Here is a 17,283-nt window from a genome sequence, read left to right as displayed (position 1 = left end):
CCTCCTATAGGAGGAGCATGCTGGCGAGGCCGAGGAAGGCGGCGAATCCGACGACGTCGGTGATGGTCGTGAGCACGACGCCGCCCGCCAGCGCCGGGTCGATGTTGATGCGCCGCAGAATCAGCGGCACCAGCACGCCCGACGCCGCCGCCGCCAGCAGGTTGATGGCGATCGCCGCGCCGGCGATGAGCGCCACCTCCAGGTTGCTGAACACTCCCAGCGTGACCACCGCAACGACCAGCGCCCAGCCCAGGCCGTTCAAGAGGCCCACCGCGATCTCCTTCCAGAGCAGCCAGCGCACGTTGGAATTCTGAATCCGGCCCTGCGACAGGCCGCGCACCATGAGCGTGAGCGTCTGGCTCCCGGCGATGCCGCCCATGCTGGCAACGACCGGCAGCAGGACCGCCAGCAACGCCACGCGCTCCACCGCCGGCTTGAACCAGGCCACCACGCCGGCCGCGACCAGTGCGGTCACGAGATTGAGCCCCAGCCACAGCGTGCGGCGGCCGGTGCTGACCGCCACCGGCGCAAACATGTCATCCTCCTCGTCCAGGCCGACGGAACCCAGGATCTCGTGATCGGTCTGTTCCTGCAGGGCGTCCACGACATCGTCGGCGGTGATCTGTCCCACCAGCCTGCCTTCGTCGTCCACCACCGCGGCCACTGAACTGTCGATGTTCTGGAACTGCCGAATAACGTCCGAAGCGCTGGTATCGCAATGGATAGGACGCGCCTCGGTATCCATGAACCGGCTGACCCTGGCATCGGCCGCGCCGCCGAGGAGGTCGCGCACCTGCAATACGCCCCGGTAGCGGCGCCTGCGGTCAACCACATACACGCAATACAGGTCCTCGGGAAGTTCGGGGTGCGAGCGCAGATAGGTGAGCACTCCTTCCAGTGTCATGTCCGGGCGCACCGAGACGACTTCCGGCGCCATGAGGCCGCCGGCCGAATCCGGCGGGAAAACAAGGACGGATTGCAGGAGTTCCCGCTCGTCTTTGTCAAGCGACCGGATGATGCGCTCGGTGATGTCGCCGGGAAGGTCGGCGACGAGGTCGGCCAGATCGTCCAGCGGCAGGCCCTCGGCGGCATCCACCAGCGCGGCGGACTCCATGCCTTCCATGATCTGGGCGCGCACCTCGTCGTTGAGCTCGACCAGGATCTCGCCCTCGTCTTCCTCGTCAACCAGTTCCCAGGCGAGTTCGCGCCGCCCCGGGGGCAACGACTCGATGAGTATTGCGGCTTCGCGCGGACTCAGCGCGTGTACGAGACGGCGCAGGCGCGGTTCGGTGTCCGCCGCCAGCAGGGCGCGCAGGGCTTCGCGCGGAGAGGAGTCGCGCGCATGCTCAACCATCTAAGGCATCAATCCTCTATGGGAAGCACGGTCATCGAATCGGTGTGGCCGGAGACGCCGGTAATCGCGCCCTTGGTGATGATCACCAGGTCACGGGCTTCAAGCCCGCCCGCTTCGCGCAGACGCTCGAATACGGCGCGAAACAGCTTGTCCGGCTGGGTCTCGGTCACGTCGAAGGCCACCGGAACCACCCCCCGGTAGAGCGTGACCCGACGCTGCGTGCCCGGATGGCGGGTCAACGCGAAAATGGGGAGATCGGAGCGGATACGCGACATCCACAGCGCCGTGGCGCCGGATTCGGTCAGCGCCGCAATCGCACGAACGTCCATGTGGTTGGCGGCGTACATGGCGGCCTTCGCAATACCCTCGTCCACCCGTTCGAACGCGCCTTCGGTAACCGGGCTGGTTTCCATGCGGCCCGGCATCCAGGCTTCGGCGCCCTCGCAAATGGAGGCCATGGCGGCAACGGCCTCGGCAGCGTACTCGCCCACCGCGCTTTCCGCCGACAGCATCACGGCGTCGGTACCGTCCATGACCGCATTGGAAACGTCGGAAACTTCCGCCCGGGTCGGCATCGGCCGGTCGATCATCGACTCCATCATCTGCGTGGCGGTTATCACGACCCGGTGCCGGTGCCGCGCGCGGCGGATAATCGACTTCTGCTGGCCGATCAGGCCCTCGTAGCCGGTCTCTATCCCCAGGTCTCCTCGCGCCACCATCACCGCGTCGGCGGCATCCACGATTTCGTCGAGGTTGTCCAGCGCCTCCGACCGCTCGATCTTGGCGACGATGTGGGCGGAGCCTCCCGCTTCCCTGATCAGCTGGCGCGCAGTCTCGATATCGGCACCGTCGCGGACGAAGGAAACGGCGATCCAGTCGAGTTCCGCTTCGGCCGCCAGCTTCAGGTCCCGCCGGTCTTCCTCGGTGAGCGCGGGCACCGCCAGCAGCCCCCCGCCCCGCTTGTTCACGCCCTTGTGATCCGAAACCACGCCACCGTGAACCACGCTGCAGTGCACTCTGGATCCGCGCGTCTCCTCAACCCTGAGTTCCACGTTCCCGTCGTCCAGCAACAGGGTGTCGCCGGACACGACGTCCTCGCCGAGGGTGGTGAAATTCAGCCCGACGCCATGAACGTCGCCCGCATAGGCATCGAGCTCGTGATCGAAAAAGAATTCGGCGCCGTCTTCGAGGCGCACCGGGCCATTGGCGAAGCCTGCGATGCGGATCTTCGGCCCCTGGAGGTCTCCCAGCAGGGCCACGCAACGGCCCAGTTCCGCGGCGGCCTCCCGGACCTCGGCAATGCGCCGATAGCGGACGTCCCAGTCGCCGTGCGAAAAATTGAGCCGCAAGGCGTCGGCGCCGTTTTCCAGAACGCCGCGAAGGACTTCCGGCCGATCGGTGGCGGGACCCAGGGTCGCAATGATTTTCGTGCGGCGCATCAACGCTGCATCATACAGGCGTGTCGTGCTTCTTCACCCAGCTTTAGCGCGTTTGGAGAACGGATACGCCGGGCAGTTCGCGCCCCTCCAGCCAGGCCAGCATCGCGCCGCCGCCCGTGCACAGATGATCCAGTTCCGAAGCCAACCCGAACTCGTCCAGCGCGCGCAGGGTGTCGCCTCCCCCGGCAACGCGGTACGCGGGACTGGCCGCAACCGCTTCCGCCACCTTGTGGGTGCCGCGGGCAAACGCTTCCACCTCGAACAGTCCAAGCGGGCCGTTCCAGACGAGGGCGCCGGCGCCGGCAATCGCCTTTGCATAGAGCTCCGCCGTTCGCGGTCCGATGTCCAGGATCATTTCGTCCGGTCTTACGTCTTCGACCGGTGCGATACGGGCGCGCCGGGGCGAGTCCGGTGAAGGCGCCAGCACGGCGTCCAGCGGCAGCAGCACCTCGGCGCGGCCCGACAACACCTGCCGCGCCTCGGCGAACATTTCCGGTTCGGCCAGCGACGCCCCCAGCTCCACGCCGATCGCGCCCAGCAGGGTATTGGCGATTCCTCCGCCCGGGATCAGCACGTCCGCCTGCGAGGCCAGCGACCGCAGCACGCCGAGCTTGCCGGAGATCTTGGCGCCGCCGGCGATGGCGGTCAGAGGTCGGGGAGGATCCGAAAACGCCGCCTGCAAGGCCCTCAGTTCGGCCAGCAGAAGCGGACCCGCGCAGGCTTCCGGCGCCGCCCGCGCGACCGCGTGTACGCTGGCCTGGGCCCTGTGGGCGCTGCCGAAGGCATCCATCACGAACAGGTCGCACAGCGCCGCCATGCGCTTTCCGAGTTGCGCGGAGTTGTCCTTCTCCCCGGCGTTGAAGCGCACGTTCTCGCACAGGACCGCCTGTCCGCCGGCAACGTCCACGCCGTCCAGCCAGTCGCGCCGGAGCGGCACGGGCACGCCCAGGGCCTGGCTCAGCTCCGCTGCGACGGGGGCCAGGGAAAACCGGGCATCGAACGACCCTTCCGCCGGGCGTCCGAGGTGCGAAAGCACGATTACCGCCGCGTCGCGATCAAGGCAGTGGCGAATTGCCGGCAGCGCCGCCCGGATGCGCTGATCATTGGCAACCCGGCCCTTTTCGATCGGGACGTTCAGATCCGCGCGAATCATGACCCGCCGTCCGGTGACGACGGCGGAACTCAGCGCGGGAACGGTCATCAGGGTGCTTCGAGCAAGGCCAGCGTGGTGTCCAGCATGCGGTTGGCGAATCCCCATTCGTTGTCGTACCAGGAGCACACCTTGACCAGGTCATCGCCCAGCACCTTGGTCATGCCGGCGTCGTAGACCGACGAATACGGGCAGTGGTTGAAGTCGGCGGAAACCAAGGGCTCGTCGTTGAAGGCCAGCACGCCGCTCAACTCGCCGTCGGCGGCGGCCTTCATGGCGGCGTCGATTTCCTCCACCGTGGTTGCCCGCGAGGCGCGGAACGTGAGATCGACCAGGGACACGTTGATCGTGGGCACGCGCACCGAAAAGCCGTCCAGCCGGCCGTCCAGTTCCGGCAGCACCAGCCCCACGGCAGCCGCGGCCCCGGTCTTGGTCGGAATCATCGACTGGGTGGCCGACCGGGCGCGGCGCAGGTCCTTGTGATAGACGTCGGTCAGGACCTGGTCGTTGGTGTAGCTGTGGATGGTGTTCATGATGCCCTGCTCGATGCCCACCGCCGCGTGCAGCACCTTGGCCATGGGCGCAAGGCAGTTGGTGGTGCATGAAGCGTTGGAAATGATCGTGTGGCTCGATCGCAGCACCTGGTGGTTGACGCCGTAGACGACCGTGGCGTCCACGTCCTTGCCCGCTGGGGCGGAAATCACCACCCGTCCGGCCCCGGCGTTCAGATGCATTCCGGCCCTGTCGCGCGAGCGGAACAGTCCGGTGCATTCCAACACCACGTCCACGCCGAGCTCCGCCCAGGGCAACTGCGCCGGATCGCGCTCCGCCAGCACCCGGATACGGTCTCCTTCCACCAGCAGGTCGTCGCCGTCCATCGCGACCTCAGCGCCGAAGCGCCCGTGAGCGGTGTCGTAGCGCGTCAGATGCGCGTTGGTATGGGTATCGCCCAGGTCATTGATGGCGACGATCTGTACCGCGCCGCGCTTCCCTTCTTCGTAGAGCGCGCGGAGGATGCAGCGCCCGATTCGTCCATAGCCGTTGATTGCAATTCTTGCCGCCACTTCCCTACCTCAACTTGAAGCAAGCCCGCGCACTTCGGCGACGGACTCGCGGGCCAATGCCGCCACCGCTTCCGCGGTGAATCCATAATGTTCGAACAACTCGCCGCCGGGCGCCGATGCGCCGTAGCGGCTAATTCCCAGCACGCGTCCGTTGGGGCCTGTAATGCCGGGCCAGCCTCGGGGAACGCCCGCTTCGACCGCCACCCGCGCCTTCACGCCTTCCGGCAGCACCGACTCGCGGTAGCCGGGCTCCTGCTGCATGAACACGTAGACGCAAGGCATGGAGACGACCCGCGCGGCTATGCCCTCGCCCTGAAGCTCGGCTGCCGCGGCCATCGCCAGCTGCACTTCCGAGCCGGTCGCGATCAGCAGCACGTCGGGCGCGGTGGCCGCTTCCTGGTGCAGCACGTATCCGCCGCGGGCCACCTGGGCCAGCTGCTCGTCGCTGCGCTTCTGGGCCGGCAGACCCTGGCGCGTAAGCACCAGGCTGGTGGGGCCGTCGCGGCGCTCGATCGCCGCGCGCCAGGCCACCGCCGTCTCGACCGCGTCGCACGGCCGCCATACGCGCATATTGGGAATGATGCGCAGCGATTCCAGATGTTCGATAGGCTGGTGCGTGGGGCCGTCTTCGCCAAGCCCGATCGAATCGTGCGTGAAAACGAATATGCAGGGTTGGCGCATCAGCGCGGCCATGCGGATAGCGTTGCGCTGGTAATCGGAAAACGTAAGAAAGGTGCCGCCGTACGGAATGAAGCCGCCGTGCAGCGCCAGTCCGTTGATCATGGCGCCCATGGCGAACTCCCGAACGCCGAAATAGACGTAGTTGCCTCCGCCTTCGGCCGTGATGTCCACGGACCCGGAATGGCGCGTGCAATTGGACCCGGTCAGGTCCGCCGAACCGCCCACCAGTTCCGGCAGCATCGGCGCGAACGCCTCCAGGGCCCCCAGCGACGCCTTGCGCGTGGCCTGGGTCTTATGCTCCGCCGCGATATTCCCGATCGCCCGTGCGGCCGACGCCTGCCAGTCTTCCGGCAGCCGGCCGTCCATTCGCCGTTCGAACTCCGCGGCCTCGGCCGGAAACGCCTCGCGATAGGCCGCAAAGCCTTCATTCCAGTCATCGACCTGCCGGTCGCCGCGATCGCGGATGTCCCAGCCGCGGCGAATATCTTCCGGCACCTCGAACGGCGCATGCGGCCAGTTCAACTCCTTGCGCGCGGCCTCGATCTCGGCCTCCCCCAGCGGTGCGCCGTGCGTATCCGCCGTGCCCTGCTTGTTGGGCGCCCCGAAACCGATGACGGTGCGGGCACACACCAGGCTCGGCCGGGTTCCTTCCGCACAGGCCTGGTCCAGCGCCTCGCGCAGGGCCTCGGGATCATGGCCGTCCACGTCGCGAACCACGTGCCAGCCGTAGGCCTCGAACCTGCCGGGCGTATCGTCGCGGAACCACCCGCCGACCTCTCCGTCGATCGAAATGCCGTTGTCGTCGTATATGCAGATCAGCTTGCCCAGGCCCAGCACGCCCGCCAGTGAACAGGCTTCGTGCGAGATGCCTTCCATGAGGCAGCCGTCGCCCAGCAATACCCAGGTCCTGTGGTCGACGATCTCATGTTCGGGGCGGTTGAATTCGGATGCCAGCAGCCGTTCGGCAAGCGCCATGCCCACCGCGTTGGCCAGACCCTGGCCCAGCGGCCCCGTCGTGGTCTCGATGCCGATCTCGACGTTGAGTTCCGGGTGGCCGGCCGTGTGCGAGCCAAGCTGCCGGAAGGCCTTGAGCTGGTCGAGGTCCAGGGCGTAGCCCGCCAGGTGCGCGGCGCCGTACAAGAGCATGGAACCATGCCCGTTTGAGAGCACCAGCCGGTCGCGGTCCACCCAGTGAGGCTGGCTCGGCGCTACCTTCAGGTAATCCGAGTAGAGCAACTCCGCAATGTCCGCCATGCCCATGGGCATGCCGGGATGGCCGGAGTTGGCGCGCTGCACGGCGTCCATGGCCAGCGCGCGCAAGGCGTTTGCGCGCTCCCGGCGCGCGGCCTGCTTCGCTAACTGCGCCACTTGATCGAGCAGCCCTGGCTGGAATTCTGGCTGCGCGGGCCCTGGCCCGTCCTTGCGATCCGGACCATGGCGTCGAACAGTTCACGGGGCGCGTCCGGGGGACCGGCGCGCGATGTGCTGGAATCCAGCCGCCCCCGGTACTGCAGTTCAAGATCGGCGTTGTAGCCGAAGAAGTCCGGCGTGCAGACCGCACCGTAGCTGCTCGCCACTTCCTGCGATTCGTCAAACAGGTACGGAAAATCGAAGCCTGCCTGCTCGGCCAGGGCAGCCATTCGCGGCGGGGAATCCGCCGGGTAGCGAACCACGTCATTGGGCATGATCGCGACGCTGCCGATGCCGTGCTCGCGCAACTCGGCGGTGTCGCGCGACAGTTTGCCAAGGATGGCCTGCACGTACGGACAATGATTGCAGATGAACATCACCAGCGTGCCGTTCTCGCCGGCACAGTCCTCAAGACTGAACTCGCGCCCGGACGGATCCGGCAGGTTGAAACGCGGCGCGGGGGCGCCGAAATCGCAGGGAGGCGGACCCATCAGCATGGCGTGCTCCTAAGTTGCGGCAGCGAAGGGGAAGAGCTGGATGGCAAAGCGGTGACGGGTTAAATCAGGGCTGTTTGAACTGGCCGCCGGAAGCTTCCACGAAAGGCGGGAAGTTTATCACGCAGGCCGTTTCCGATAAACGCCGAAACGGGAGTTTCAGGAGCCGGTCGGCATATTATTGGCGCATGCGCACCGGCACCCCGCTGTTTCCCCTGCCCACGGTCCTTTTCCCGGAGGGCCCGCTGCCCTTGCGGGTGTTCGAGCCTCGTTACGTGGACATGGTCGGAAGGTGCATGCGCGACGACGAACCGTTCGGCGTGATCCGGATCGAAGAAAACGGCAAGTCGTCTTCGGAGTCGCAGCTTTGCAGGATCGGAACGCTTGCCATCATTGCCGACTGGTTCCAGAGTGACGGCGGCCTGCTGGGAATACTGGCCATCGGTTCGCTCAGGTTCCAGCTCCACGCGACGGCCCGGCAGCCCGACGGATTGCGGGTCGGCGACATCGAGGAACTGCCGCCGGAACCCCAGGTCCCCCTGCCGCCGGAGTTCGTTTCCATGAGTTCCGCGCTGCAGCACCTGATTCAGAAGCTCGACCGGCTTTACCAGGGCATCGAAACGCGATTCGACGACGCCAGTTGGGTCAGTCTGCGGCTGGCCGAGATTCTGCCCATCGGCCTGGAGCACAAGCAGCATTGCCTGGAGTTGGAGGACCCGCTGGAGCGCCTGCGGTATCTCCGCCCTCTGGTGCGCCTGAGCCGCTAGGCCCGCGGAAATGCCGAACGACATGCTGCATGTGGAAGAGCGCGACGGCGGCCTGCTGCGTCTCACGCTCAACCGCCCGCGGCAGCACAACGCACTGAGCTTCGAGTTGCTGGAGCGACTGCGCGAAACGCTCGAAAGCTACGCACGGGACGCAACGCTCAAGTGCGTAGTCGTAACCGGCGCCGGCGACAAGTCATTTTGCGCCGGGGGCGATCTGCACGAACTCGACTCGATGCGGTCGCTGGATGACGCCCGCGAAATCTCCCGCATCGGGCGCCGGGCACTGGATGCGGTGCGCTATTTTCCGGTGCCGGTGGCCGCGGCGCTGAACGGGGACGCGCTGGGCGGCGGCGCCGAACTGGCGCTGGCCTGCGACTACTGCCTCGCAGCAAGGCATGCGCGAATCGGACTTTTGCAGGCGCGCCTTAACCTCATGACCGCATGGGGCGGGGCCGCGGACGTCCTCGCACGCTGCGGCAGCGCCAGGGGTCTGGCGCTTTTGCTCACGGCAAGACGGCTGAGCGCAGATGATGCGCTCAAAGCGGGTCTCCTGGACGAAGTGTGCGCCCAGGGCCAGGACGTGGACGAACTGGCGCAGGCCTGGAGCGCTGCGATGACGGAGCGCAGCCGCGCAGTGTTGCGCGGGCAGAAAGCTCTGGCGGTCGTCATGCGCAGGACCATGCAGGAGGCGCTGGCCGAGGCCGAAGAGCAGCACATGGCCAATGCCTGGACCGATCCCGCGCACTGGGAAGCCGTGCGGCAGAGTTTCTCCGGCAAGAAGGCATAGAGGAGTCGCGCAGGACATGAATTCGGGTTTTCGCTGGCCGGGCGGCGCCGGCCTTGCGCTTTCGGTTGTGCTCAACATCGAGGAGGGCGCCGAGGCCAGCCCCAAAGACGGCGATCCGCGCCCGGATCCCGTGGATGAGCTCGGCATTGCGCTGCGCGGCTCGAGACGCAATCTGCCCAACGAGAGCAACTACCGGTACGGCGTGCGGGCGGGGGCGCCCCGCCTTCTCGACATCATGGACCGCTACGGCGCCCCATGCACGGTGGCGGCCGCGGCGCTGGCGCTCGAGCGCGCACCGGGACTCGCCGAAAGGCTGGCGCAAAGCCATCATGAAGTCTGCGCGCACGGGTTTCGCTGGGCCTTCCAGCACCGCATGGATGAGGCCGAGGAACGCGAATTCGTCCGCAAGGCCGCCGACAGTATCGAGGCTTCCGTCGGGCGCCGTCCGCAGGGCTGGCTGTCGCGCTACCTGTTTACGGACAACACGCGGCGGCTCCTCTCCGAGGAGGGATATGGCTATCACATGGACGATTTCAGCGATGACCTGCCCTGGTGGGACGTTGACGGACCGCGGCCGATGCTGGTGATGCCCTATGCTCTGGACACCAACGACATGAAAATGTGGAATTCGCCCGCCTATACGGCGCGGGGCTGGTTCGATTACCTGAACGACAGCCTCGATCTGCTGCTGAAGGAAAGCCGCAGCGCACCCAGGATGATGTCGGTGGGGATACATGCGCGCATTGCCGGCCGGCCCGGACGGGCCGCGGCCTTCGATTCCTTCCTGGCGCGCGCCGTCACGCGGCCGGGCGTGTGGGCAGCCACCCGATTGCAGATCGCCGAGGCCTGGAGAGACGCCCACCCGCCGCCCGGCTAAACGCTACGGCACTAGGGAACGAGAACCGCGGCGCCGTTGAGGCGGCCGGCGCGAAGATCCGCCAGGGCCGCGTTGGCTTCCTCAAGGGGATAGCTCCTTACGCTCGTGCTGATCGGCGTCGCCTCGGCCAGCGACATGAATTCGTCGGCGTCGGCGCGGGTAAGGTTGGCCACGGAGCGCAAGACGCGCTCTCCCCACAGCAGGTCGTACGGAAACGCGGGTATCTCGCTCATGTGGATTCCGCCACACACGACGGTTCCGCCCTTGCGCACCGCTGAGAGAGCCGCGGGAATCAGGCTGCCCACCGGCGCGAAGATCAGCGCGGCATCAAGTTTTCGCGGCGGCGCCCGCTCCGAAGGTCCGGCCCAGACCGCGCCGAGTTCGCGGGCGAACGCCTCGCCCTGCCGGTCTCCGGGACGGACAAAGGCATAGACGTCCTGGTTTTGCGCCATCGCCACCTGGGCGACGATGTGGGCCGCGGCGCCGAATCCGTAGATCCCGAGGCGCTGGGCCGGGCCGGCCAGCTTCCAGCTGCGATAGCCGATCAGGCCGGCGCACAGCAACGGAGCGGCATGCTCGTCGGAGTAGCTCTCCGGGATCGGCACACAGTAGCGCGCGTCGGCGAGGATGCCCTCCGCGTAGCCGCCGTGGCGGTGAAAGCCGGTAAACTGCGCCCTCTCGCAAAGGTTTTCCCGGCCTTCGCCACAATAGCGGCACTCGCCGCAAGTCCAGGCCAGCCAGGGCACGCCGAAGCGCTGCCCGGGGCGGATACGATCAACGTCTTTCCCGACTTCTTCGGCTATCGCTACCGCCTCGTGCCCCGGGACGATCGGGAGACTCGGGTCGGGCAGTTCGCCATCGACGAGGTGCAGGTCGGTGCGGCATACGCCGCAGGCCAGAACACGGCCCCGTACTTCACCTGCGGAGGGGGACGGCAGGTCCAGTGTTTCGGAACGCAGGTCGCCGCGCGGACGGCTGAGAATCATCGCGCGCATGGCGCGATTGTGGCATGAGAACCTGCCGACCGCCTTGCCGGGAGGGCTCAGGCGGGTCGGCAGGATTTGAATACCTGCCGGCCGCCGTGCTGGGAGGGCTCAGGCGGGCCGGCAGGATTTGGGGGTAGGGTCAGCTCGTCTTGACCTTGATCTGGCGTGACTTTGGCGCCACTTCTTCGGATTTCGGCAAGTGGATCTCCAGCACGCCGTTTATCAGGCGGGCCTGGATGTCGTCCTGGTCCACATCGTCCGGCAGGCTGAAGGATCGCTTGAACGTGCCGAAGCCGCGTTCGCTCAGGTGAACGCTACGTCCGTCGCTTTCCTGCTCGAAACTGCGTTCGCCCGTAATGGTCAGGACATCGTTGGACACGGAAATGTCCACGTCCTTGTCCCGCATGCCGGGCAGGTCCGCGGTCAGTTCGTAGCCCTTCTCGGTTTCCGCGATGTCCATTCTCGGCGTCAGCGTCAGGCGCCGTTCCAGGTCTTCGCCGTTCGAAACGCTGAATGCCCGGTCCATCCAGTTCTCCAGTTGCCGGTGCATGGAATCGAGGGTCCACGGAGTGACAAAGGTCCGCGGACGGGTCCTTACAACAAGGTTTCTCATTGCTCTTCTCCTCTTTTGGCTCTTACTTGTTCGCTCCCTTCACTGCGGGAGCCTCTTCTGCACTGGAAATGGGGGTGAATTGCCCGAATTTCAAGCGGGATTTCCGGCGTTTACGGCCGCGGGCAGGGCTCGGCGCATGAGCGTCCGCACGGCGCCGCACGGCGATGTGCGGGGGACGGGCGTCCTGTAGAATCGGCCGGCGATGTCCGAGCGTCTCGTTAACAAAGTCTTGCTCGTCAGCGGGGCGGGCCCAGCGGTCTCTTCCGCCATTGCATGCCGCGCACTGGATTGCGGCGCCGAGGCCGTTCTGGTCGCCCACGACCCCGGCTCCCGGGACGCCGCCGAATCGGCCCTTGCCGGAACCGGAGCGCAGCTGGTAGCGCACAATCGCGCCGAACCGGGCGCTTGGCCCAAGCTCTACGACCGACTGGAATCGGAGTCGCGGCTGCCCGATGTACTGGTGAACGGTTGTTACGCACATCATGCCGGCACATTGGCCGAGACCTCACTCGAGCAGTTCAGCCAGGCGCTGCAGAGCAACCTGACCGCCGCCTTTTTCGGAACCCAGACCGCCGTGGTGCGCTTGCGGGCGGCGGGCCGCAAGGGCGCGATCATCAACATGAGTTCGGTCTTTGCGGACCGCGCCCTGGCCGGCACAGCCGCTTATGCCGCCAGCGCCGGCGGCATCCGATCGCTCAGCAAGTCGGCGGCGCTGGCCTGCGCCGAGGCCGGCGACGGCATTCATATACACACCGTGTTGACCGGGCACTACGAAGGCGGACCGGACCTGCCGGCCGGCGGAGACCCGTTGCTTGACGGCAGGATCAGCGTCGGGGAAGTCGCGGCCCTGGTGGTCCAGCTGGCGGGCGACGGCGCCACCTATACGCACGGCTCGGCCGTCACGCTGGACGGAGGCTTATGGATTTCCTGAACGACACGGCCGGGCACGGCCAACCCGGCCGGCTGGCCGGCAAGCGGGTGCTCATTACCGGCGCCACATCCGGGATCGGCCGCGGCTGCGCCATGCACATGGCCGAGGAAGGCGCGCGCCTGATCTTTACCGGCCGCAACGAGGAGGGGGCGGCCGAGACCTTGCGCATGGTCCGGGAGGTAGCGCCCGAAGCCGAAATCGAATTCGTCCGCCAGGACGTCACCCTGGAAGCGGACTGGACGCGCCTTTACGACCGGGTGCGCGAGGTCTGGGGCGCAATGGACGTGCTGTTCAGCAATGCCGGCGACGCAAAGCTGGGACCGCTGGAAGACGTGACGCGCGAGGACCTGGACTTCCTTTACAAGGTCAACGTGGAAGGCCAGTTCATCGGCCTTCGCGACGGCCTGCCGCTGATGGCGCCGGGCGGAAGCATCATCGTCATGTCGTCGCGTGCCGGGCTGCGCGGTTTTCCGCATGGAACGGCCTACACGTCGGCCAAGGGCGCGCTGACCGCGTTGACCAAGGTCGTCGCGGCCGAAGCCGCTGCACTGGGCACCGGGATACGGGTAAACTCGGTGCATCCGGGTCTCGTCTGGACGGAAAGCGTGGAACGCGTGCTGAAGGGGCGCGTAGAGGAGTTGCGTCCCAAAATGGAAGCCACCGTGCCGATCCACAAGATCGGGCATCCGCGCGACGTCGGCGACCTGGTCTGCTACCTGTCCAGCGACGATTCCCGCCACATTACGGGGGCCGAACTGTCCATAGACGGGGGAATGGCGGCTCAATAGCGCCCCGGGGAGAGGAACCATGCCTTTGATGGAAGTCGATACCAGCCAGGCGCTGAAGCGGGAAAACGCCACCATCCTGCCCGAACTTGCCAGCCGCGAGGACGAAAGTTACCTGGATTTCGTCGAAAGCCTGCGCTCGTTCGTGCTGGACGGCATGCAATTCGACCAGCAACTCGCGACCCGCACGGCACATCTGGAGGACACCTCGGAACAGCCGGCGGAACGGCTCGAGAAAGTGCGCGAGATCGCGAAAGACATGCCGATTGCCAGCGTACGCGACCGCCTGATGCGCTCGCAGCAGGAGATGAAATGGCGGCGCATCGTGAGCTCGCTGGATGCGCGCCGCGACATACACCTCGACCGGCTCAAGTCCGCCGAGGGGCGCGGCCCGGCCCGGCTGGAACTGCACCCGGACTTCGAGCCACCGGAATACGCCAACGTGCATTTCCACCTGCAGCCGGACGGATACCACAAGGACCCGCTGGCGGGATTCCGCTATCACTACGGGACCAAGGTCTTCTTCGTCGGCGACAACGACAAGGACCAGTTGCACGCCTCGCTGGTGAACAACCACCTGCCGCTGCCGGCGGACGGCCGCGTCGAGCGGATTCTCGACCTGGCCTGCTCGGTCGGGCAAAGCACCACGGCCCTGAAGCAGAGGTTCCCGCAGGCGGACGTGACCGGCATCGACCACTCCGAGCCGATGCTGCGCTGCGCCCACCACCGCGCCGTGAAGCTGGGCATCGACGTGTGCTTTTCCCAGCGGCTGGTCGAAAACACCGGCTATGACGACGACAGCTTCGACATCGTCTTCTCCTTCATCCTGTTCCACGAGATTCCCATGCGGATCATTCGCGAGACCCTGGCGGAAGTACGCCGGGTGCTGCGGCCGGGCGGGATGTTCGCGGTCTACGACTTCATGATGGCCAGCGGCATGACGCCGGCCCAGCTCTACCACCGTCATTTCGATTCGCGCAACAACGGCGAAGCCTACGGCGATGACTTCTGCTACACGGATTTCGACGGACTGCTGAAGGAGTTCGGCTTCGTCGAGGCGGCGCCCGGCAAGCACCTGGGCACGACCCAGGTCTGGTACGCGACCCCCGCCCTGTGACAAGGCGCGGCCCTTCCGGGCAGACGCCGGAGGGCGGCGCGCCCCTGGTCGGGGACAACCCGGTCTATTTCAAGGACCCGGTGCAGGATGCGATGATGAACATGATCCTGGAACTGAGCGCCCAGCTCTGGATGAGCATGGACCGCTTGTACGCGCTGGAAGACCTGCTCGCCCGCCAGGGCGTGGTAACCGCCGCCGCCCTCGACGACTACCGGCCCGACGCGGAGCGGGCCAAGGCCTTGCGGGCGCGGCGCGAGCGTTTCACCCACGATATCCTGCGCGACCTCAAGTCGCTTACCGAAGGGGCGGCGGCCGCTCCGGCGGAATCGGGAAAGGAGTAGGAATCGTGGCCCGCCTGCCCTCCCTGCCCGAGAAGGCCGACCTGGCCGATGTGTTCCGCCGCTTCCCGCTGGGCGTCAAGTCGCTTTGCGAATACACCGACGACCTGCTGCGCGGACCCTCGCCGTTCACCGTGGGCGAGCGCGAATTCATTGCCGCCTACGTGTCCGGCATCAACGCCTGCAATTATTGCCATGGCGCCCACAGCATCATCGCGGAGCTGCACGGCATTGACGCGAACTTGCTCGAGAACGTGCTGAACGATCCTTCAGGCGCCGGGGTGGAGCCGAAGATGCTGCCGGTGCTCGATTACGTTCGCAAGCTCACGGAAACCCCCGCGCGGCTGACCGATGCCGACGCGCAACGGGTCTTCGACGCCGGCTGGAGCGAGGAAGCGCTGTATCACGCGATCTCGGTGTGCGCGATCTTCAACTTCATGAACCGCATCGTCGAGGGCTGCGGAGTCGAATCCAATCCGATCATCCGCGACGCCCAGAAGGAACGGCACGCCGCCATGCGCGACGAACCGCGCCCCTACACGCTGTTCGCACGCACCATCGGCGCCTTCGACTGACCCGGGAGAGAGGGCGTCCCGCCCTACTGGAGGCCGGGGACGGCCTCCCACCCAGGTGGAGATTACTGCGGCGGGGGCTGGTCGAAGAAGTAGTTTGCGATGGCCGCGAGGTCGGCGTTGCTCAGGTAACGCGATCCGTGCTGCACCAGCTCCGACATGGAGCTGCCGAAGGCATCGCCGTCCGGCATGATCCCGCTGCGCAGCGACCAGGCCAGGTCGCCTTCGGTCCAGCCGTTCGCCTCGAGCGTGGCGGTCGTGATGTCCGGCCCGTTCGAGCCGACTTTCTCCACGCCCCCCTGGTAGCGGCGGGACAGGTCGCGCCCACCCATGGCGCCGCGAGGCGTGTGGCAGGCGCCGCAATGCGCCGGGCCCTCCGCCAGGTAACGGCCGCGGTTCCATTGGTCCGGCTTGCCTTCAACCGGAGTCAGTTCGCCGCGCTTGAGGAACCGGCTCTTCCAGCCGCCGACCGCTCCGCGCATCCGATAGAACAGCCTGAGCCTGTGACCGGGAGCACGGCCGGCCACGGGCGGAACGGACTTCACCGCTTCCCAGAGGTCCACGATGTCCTGGCTCGTCATGTGCGTGTAGAACGGGTAGGGATAGACCGGAAAATAATGCCTGCCTTCGGGGTCCAGGCCTTCGGTCAGGGAACGCGCGAAGTCCTCGAATGTCCAGTCGCCGATGCCGTCCTCGGGGTGCGGCGTGATATTGGGCACAACGTAAGTGCCCGCCCTGGACTCGATCGGCAGGCCTCCGGAAAACAGTGAACCGCTGTCGTCGGCGGCCCGGTGACAGGTGATGCAGCCGGCCAGCCGGGCGACGTAGAAACCGCGATTCGCGTCGCCGCTCAGTCCGGAATAGTCACGGGATAGCGCTTCACCCGACTCCTGCGCGGCAACGATGCCGCCGGCGAAAACGGCAAGGGCGCCCAGCGCCAGACGCCTTGCCGGGAGAAAGCGCGGCAGTGCGCTCAGCTATCGTCCTCCTTGCGGAAGTCGTCGTGGCAGGCGCCGCAACTCATGCCGAGTTGGACCAGGGCCATGCCGGCATCCATGGCCTGAGGCTCGCCGCCTCCGGCCGCGGGATCAGGCGGCCCGGCGCTCGGCGGCCCCGGAGGATTGTCGGCGGCTTCCGCCATCGCGTTGGCCGCGTCGACTAGGTTCCCCGCCAGCATCACGAATCGGTCCCAGTCCTCCCAGATCGCCGGCAGGGCTTCGCCGGCGGGGTCATAGCTGCCTTCGGGGAACAGGGAAGTCAGCGTGTCGCCTCCCGAATTGGCGATCGTTTCAGCCAGTTCGCGCATCCTGTCCGCATCGTATGGCTGAATGCCGCGGACCATGTCGGCCATCGGCCCGATCGCCCCGGCCAGTCCTTCCATCAGATCGTGGCGCTCCTTGGCAACGCCGGTGATGTGTTCGTCGGCAATGGCTCCCGCCACGGCGAATCCGCCCACGGCGACCGCCAGACAACCCAGCAACTTCCGTTTCATATTCTCCCCTCTCTCACGATGACAGCGATGAGCGGCACATTGTAGGGGAGTTGCCTTGCGTTGGCGAGAACTCCCCAACCCGGAATGGCCTTGAGACTAGCGAGGAAGGAACGCCGTTGCCAGGACCGCCACCAGGATCGTAACCAGTCCGCTTACGAACCAGTTGCGCAATTGATTGATGGCGCTTTCCAGTCTGGCGATGTCCGCTCTTGTGGCGTAGTCGATGTCGCGCTGCCGCATCAATTCGGCCAAGGCTTCAGCCTTTGGCTGGTCAAACCCGGCATTTTGAAGTTTCCGGGCGGCATGCAACGTGTCGAAAGCAGCGGTGGCCATGCGGCAAATGATAGCGAAACGGGAATCCTCATATACGAAAATATAAACGCGAATTGGGTCACTATAGGGAATTCCCTGCAAATCAGGCATTCC

General features: G+C 66.3%; 19 protein-coding genes. 8 read left to right on the top strand and 11 right to left on the bottom strand.

The annotated features are described in order from the left end of the window. Nucleotides 1-4 precede the first annotated feature (4 nt). Genes mgtE through F4Y72_04840 form a run of 6 tightly spaced genes read right to left on the bottom strand, consistent with a single transcriptional unit; the run spans nucleotide 5 to nucleotide 7,595 of the window. Nucleotides 5-1,354 carry a magnesium transporter gene (gene mgtE / locus F4Y72_04865; protein ID MXZ27617.1) on the bottom strand — a complete coding sequence of 450 codons (1,350 nt, stop codon included), beginning with the start codon at nucleotides 1,352-1,354 and terminating at the stop codon, nucleotides 5-7. An 8-nt stretch (nucleotides 1,355-1,362) separates the two neighbouring features. After that, nucleotides 1,363-2,793 (bottom strand): pyruvate kinase, encoded by a 1,431-nt coding sequence (gene pyk, locus F4Y72_04860; protein MXZ27616.1) that lies wholly within the window; start codon nucleotides 2,791-2,793, stop codon nucleotides 1,363-1,365. Between the two features lie 43 nt (nucleotides 2,794-2,836). Further along, nucleotides 2,837-3,994 (bottom strand): phosphoglycerate kinase, encoded by a 1,158-nt coding sequence (locus F4Y72_04855; GenBank protein ID MXZ27615.1) that lies wholly within the window; start codon nucleotides 3,992-3,994, stop codon nucleotides 2,837-2,839. After that, a complete protein-coding gene (gene gap / locus F4Y72_04850) occupies nucleotides 3,994-5,007 on the bottom strand; it encodes a type I glyceraldehyde-3-phosphate dehydrogenase (protein ID MXZ27614.1) in 1,014 nt (337 codons plus the stop codon). The genes F4Y72_04855 and gap overlap by 1 nt, the downstream gene beginning before the upstream one ends. 9 nt (nucleotides 5,008-5,016) lie before the next feature. Then, the gene (gene tkt, locus F4Y72_04845) at nucleotides 5,017-6,993 is read right to left on the bottom strand and encodes a transketolase (protein ID MXZ27613.1); all 1,977 of its coding nucleotides are present in this window, start codon (nucleotides 6,991-6,993) and stop codon (nucleotides 5,017-5,019) included. A gap of 50 nt (nucleotides 6,994-7,043) precedes the next feature. Beyond that, nucleotides 7,044-7,595 (bottom strand): thioredoxin family protein, encoded by a 552-nt coding sequence (locus tag F4Y72_04840; GenBank protein ID MXZ27612.1) that lies wholly within the window; start codon nucleotides 7,593-7,595, stop codon nucleotides 7,044-7,046. A 185-nt stretch (nucleotides 7,596-7,780) separates the two neighbouring features. On the opposite strand from F4Y72_04840, the gene F4Y72_04835 reads away from it, so the two are divergent. Genes F4Y72_04835 through F4Y72_04825 form a run of 3 tightly spaced genes read left to right on the top strand, consistent with a single transcriptional unit; the run spans nucleotide 7,781 to nucleotide 10,023 of the window. After that, complete coding sequence (locus tag F4Y72_04835; protein MXZ27611.1) at nucleotides 7,781-8,359, top strand: peptidase S16; 579 nt, start codon at nucleotides 7,781-7,783, stop codon at nucleotides 8,357-8,359. Nucleotides 8,360-8,369: 10 nt separating this feature from the next. Further along, nucleotides 8,370-9,146: an enoyl-CoA hydratase/isomerase family protein gene (locus tag F4Y72_04830; GenBank protein ID MXZ27610.1), complete on the top strand. Its 777-nt coding sequence runs from the start codon at nucleotides 8,370-8,372 to the stop codon at nucleotides 9,144-9,146. A 16-nt stretch (nucleotides 9,147-9,162) separates the two neighbouring features. Continuing rightward, complete coding sequence (locus F4Y72_04825) at nucleotides 9,163-10,023, top strand: polysaccharide deacetylase family protein (protein MXZ27609.1); 861 nt, start codon at nucleotides 9,163-9,165, stop codon at nucleotides 10,021-10,023. An 11-nt stretch (nucleotides 10,024-10,034) separates the two neighbouring features. On the opposite strand, the gene F4Y72_04820 is transcribed toward F4Y72_04825, so the two are convergent. Then, complete coding sequence (locus F4Y72_04820; protein ID MXZ27608.1) at nucleotides 10,035-11,018, bottom strand: zinc-dependent alcohol dehydrogenase family protein; 984 nt, start codon at nucleotides 11,016-11,018, stop codon at nucleotides 10,035-10,037. Nucleotides 11,019-11,148: 130 nt separating this feature from the next. Next, nucleotides 11,149-11,622: an Hsp20/alpha crystallin family protein gene (locus tag F4Y72_04815; protein MXZ27607.1), complete on the bottom strand. Its 474-nt coding sequence runs from the start codon at nucleotides 11,620-11,622 to the stop codon at nucleotides 11,149-11,151. 202 nt (nucleotides 11,623-11,824) lie between these two features. Between F4Y72_04815 and F4Y72_04810 the strand changes: the two genes are divergently transcribed. The 5 genes from F4Y72_04810 to F4Y72_04790 are packed head-to-tail and all read left to right on the top strand — an operon-like array spanning nucleotide 11,825 to nucleotide 15,368. Beyond that, the gene (locus F4Y72_04810; GenBank protein ID MXZ27606.1) at nucleotides 11,825-12,553 is read left to right on the top strand and encodes an SDR family oxidoreductase; all 729 of its coding nucleotides are present in this window, start codon (nucleotides 11,825-11,827) and stop codon (nucleotides 12,551-12,553) included. Then, nucleotides 12,541-13,341 (top strand): SDR family oxidoreductase, encoded by an 801-nt coding sequence (locus tag F4Y72_04805; protein MXZ27605.1) that lies wholly within the window; start codon nucleotides 12,541-12,543, stop codon nucleotides 13,339-13,341. The genes F4Y72_04810 and F4Y72_04805 overlap by 13 nt, the downstream gene beginning before the upstream one ends. Before the next feature lie 19 nt (nucleotides 13,342-13,360). Further along, on the top strand, nucleotides 13,361-14,455 hold the full coding sequence (locus tag F4Y72_04800) for a class I SAM-dependent methyltransferase (protein ID MXZ27604.1): 1,095 nt from the start codon (nucleotides 13,361-13,363) through the stop codon (nucleotides 14,453-14,455). Beyond that, nucleotides 14,452-14,796 carry a hypothetical protein gene (locus F4Y72_04795; protein MXZ27603.1) on the top strand — a complete coding sequence of 115 codons (345 nt, stop codon included), beginning with the start codon at nucleotides 14,452-14,454 and terminating at the stop codon, nucleotides 14,794-14,796. Before F4Y72_04800 ends, F4Y72_04795 begins: the two co-directional genes overlap by 4 nt. A 5-nt stretch (nucleotides 14,797-14,801) precedes the next feature. Next, on the top strand, nucleotides 14,802-15,368 hold the full coding sequence (locus tag F4Y72_04790) for a peroxidase (GenBank protein MXZ27602.1): 567 nt from the start codon (nucleotides 14,802-14,804) through the stop codon (nucleotides 15,366-15,368). A gap of 62 nt (nucleotides 15,369-15,430) precedes the next feature. Here the strand turns inward: F4Y72_04790 and F4Y72_04785 are convergent, their stop codons facing one another. From F4Y72_04785 to F4Y72_04775, 3 genes are all read right to left on the bottom strand, one after another. Next, a complete protein-coding gene (locus F4Y72_04785; GenBank protein ID MXZ27601.1) occupies nucleotides 15,431-16,084 on the bottom strand; it encodes a cytochrome c in 654 nt (217 codons plus the stop codon). A 254-nt stretch (nucleotides 16,085-16,338) separates the two neighbouring features. Beyond that, complete coding sequence (locus F4Y72_04780; GenBank protein ID MXZ27600.1) at nucleotides 16,339-16,857, bottom strand: cytochrome c; 519 nt, start codon at nucleotides 16,855-16,857, stop codon at nucleotides 16,339-16,341. A gap of 96 nt (nucleotides 16,858-16,953) precedes the next feature. Beyond that, a complete protein-coding gene (locus F4Y72_04775) occupies nucleotides 16,954-17,280 on the bottom strand; it encodes a hypothetical protein (GenBank protein MXZ27599.1) in 327 nt (108 codons plus the stop codon). Nucleotides 17,281-17,283 lie beyond the last annotated feature (3 nt).

The sequence above is a fragment of the Gammaproteobacteria bacterium genome (assembly GCA_009838035.1).
GTDB lineage: Bacteria > Pseudomonadota > Gammaproteobacteria > Steroidobacterales > Foliamicaceae > Foliamicus.
This window is presented reverse-complemented; position numbering and strand designations above follow the sequence as displayed.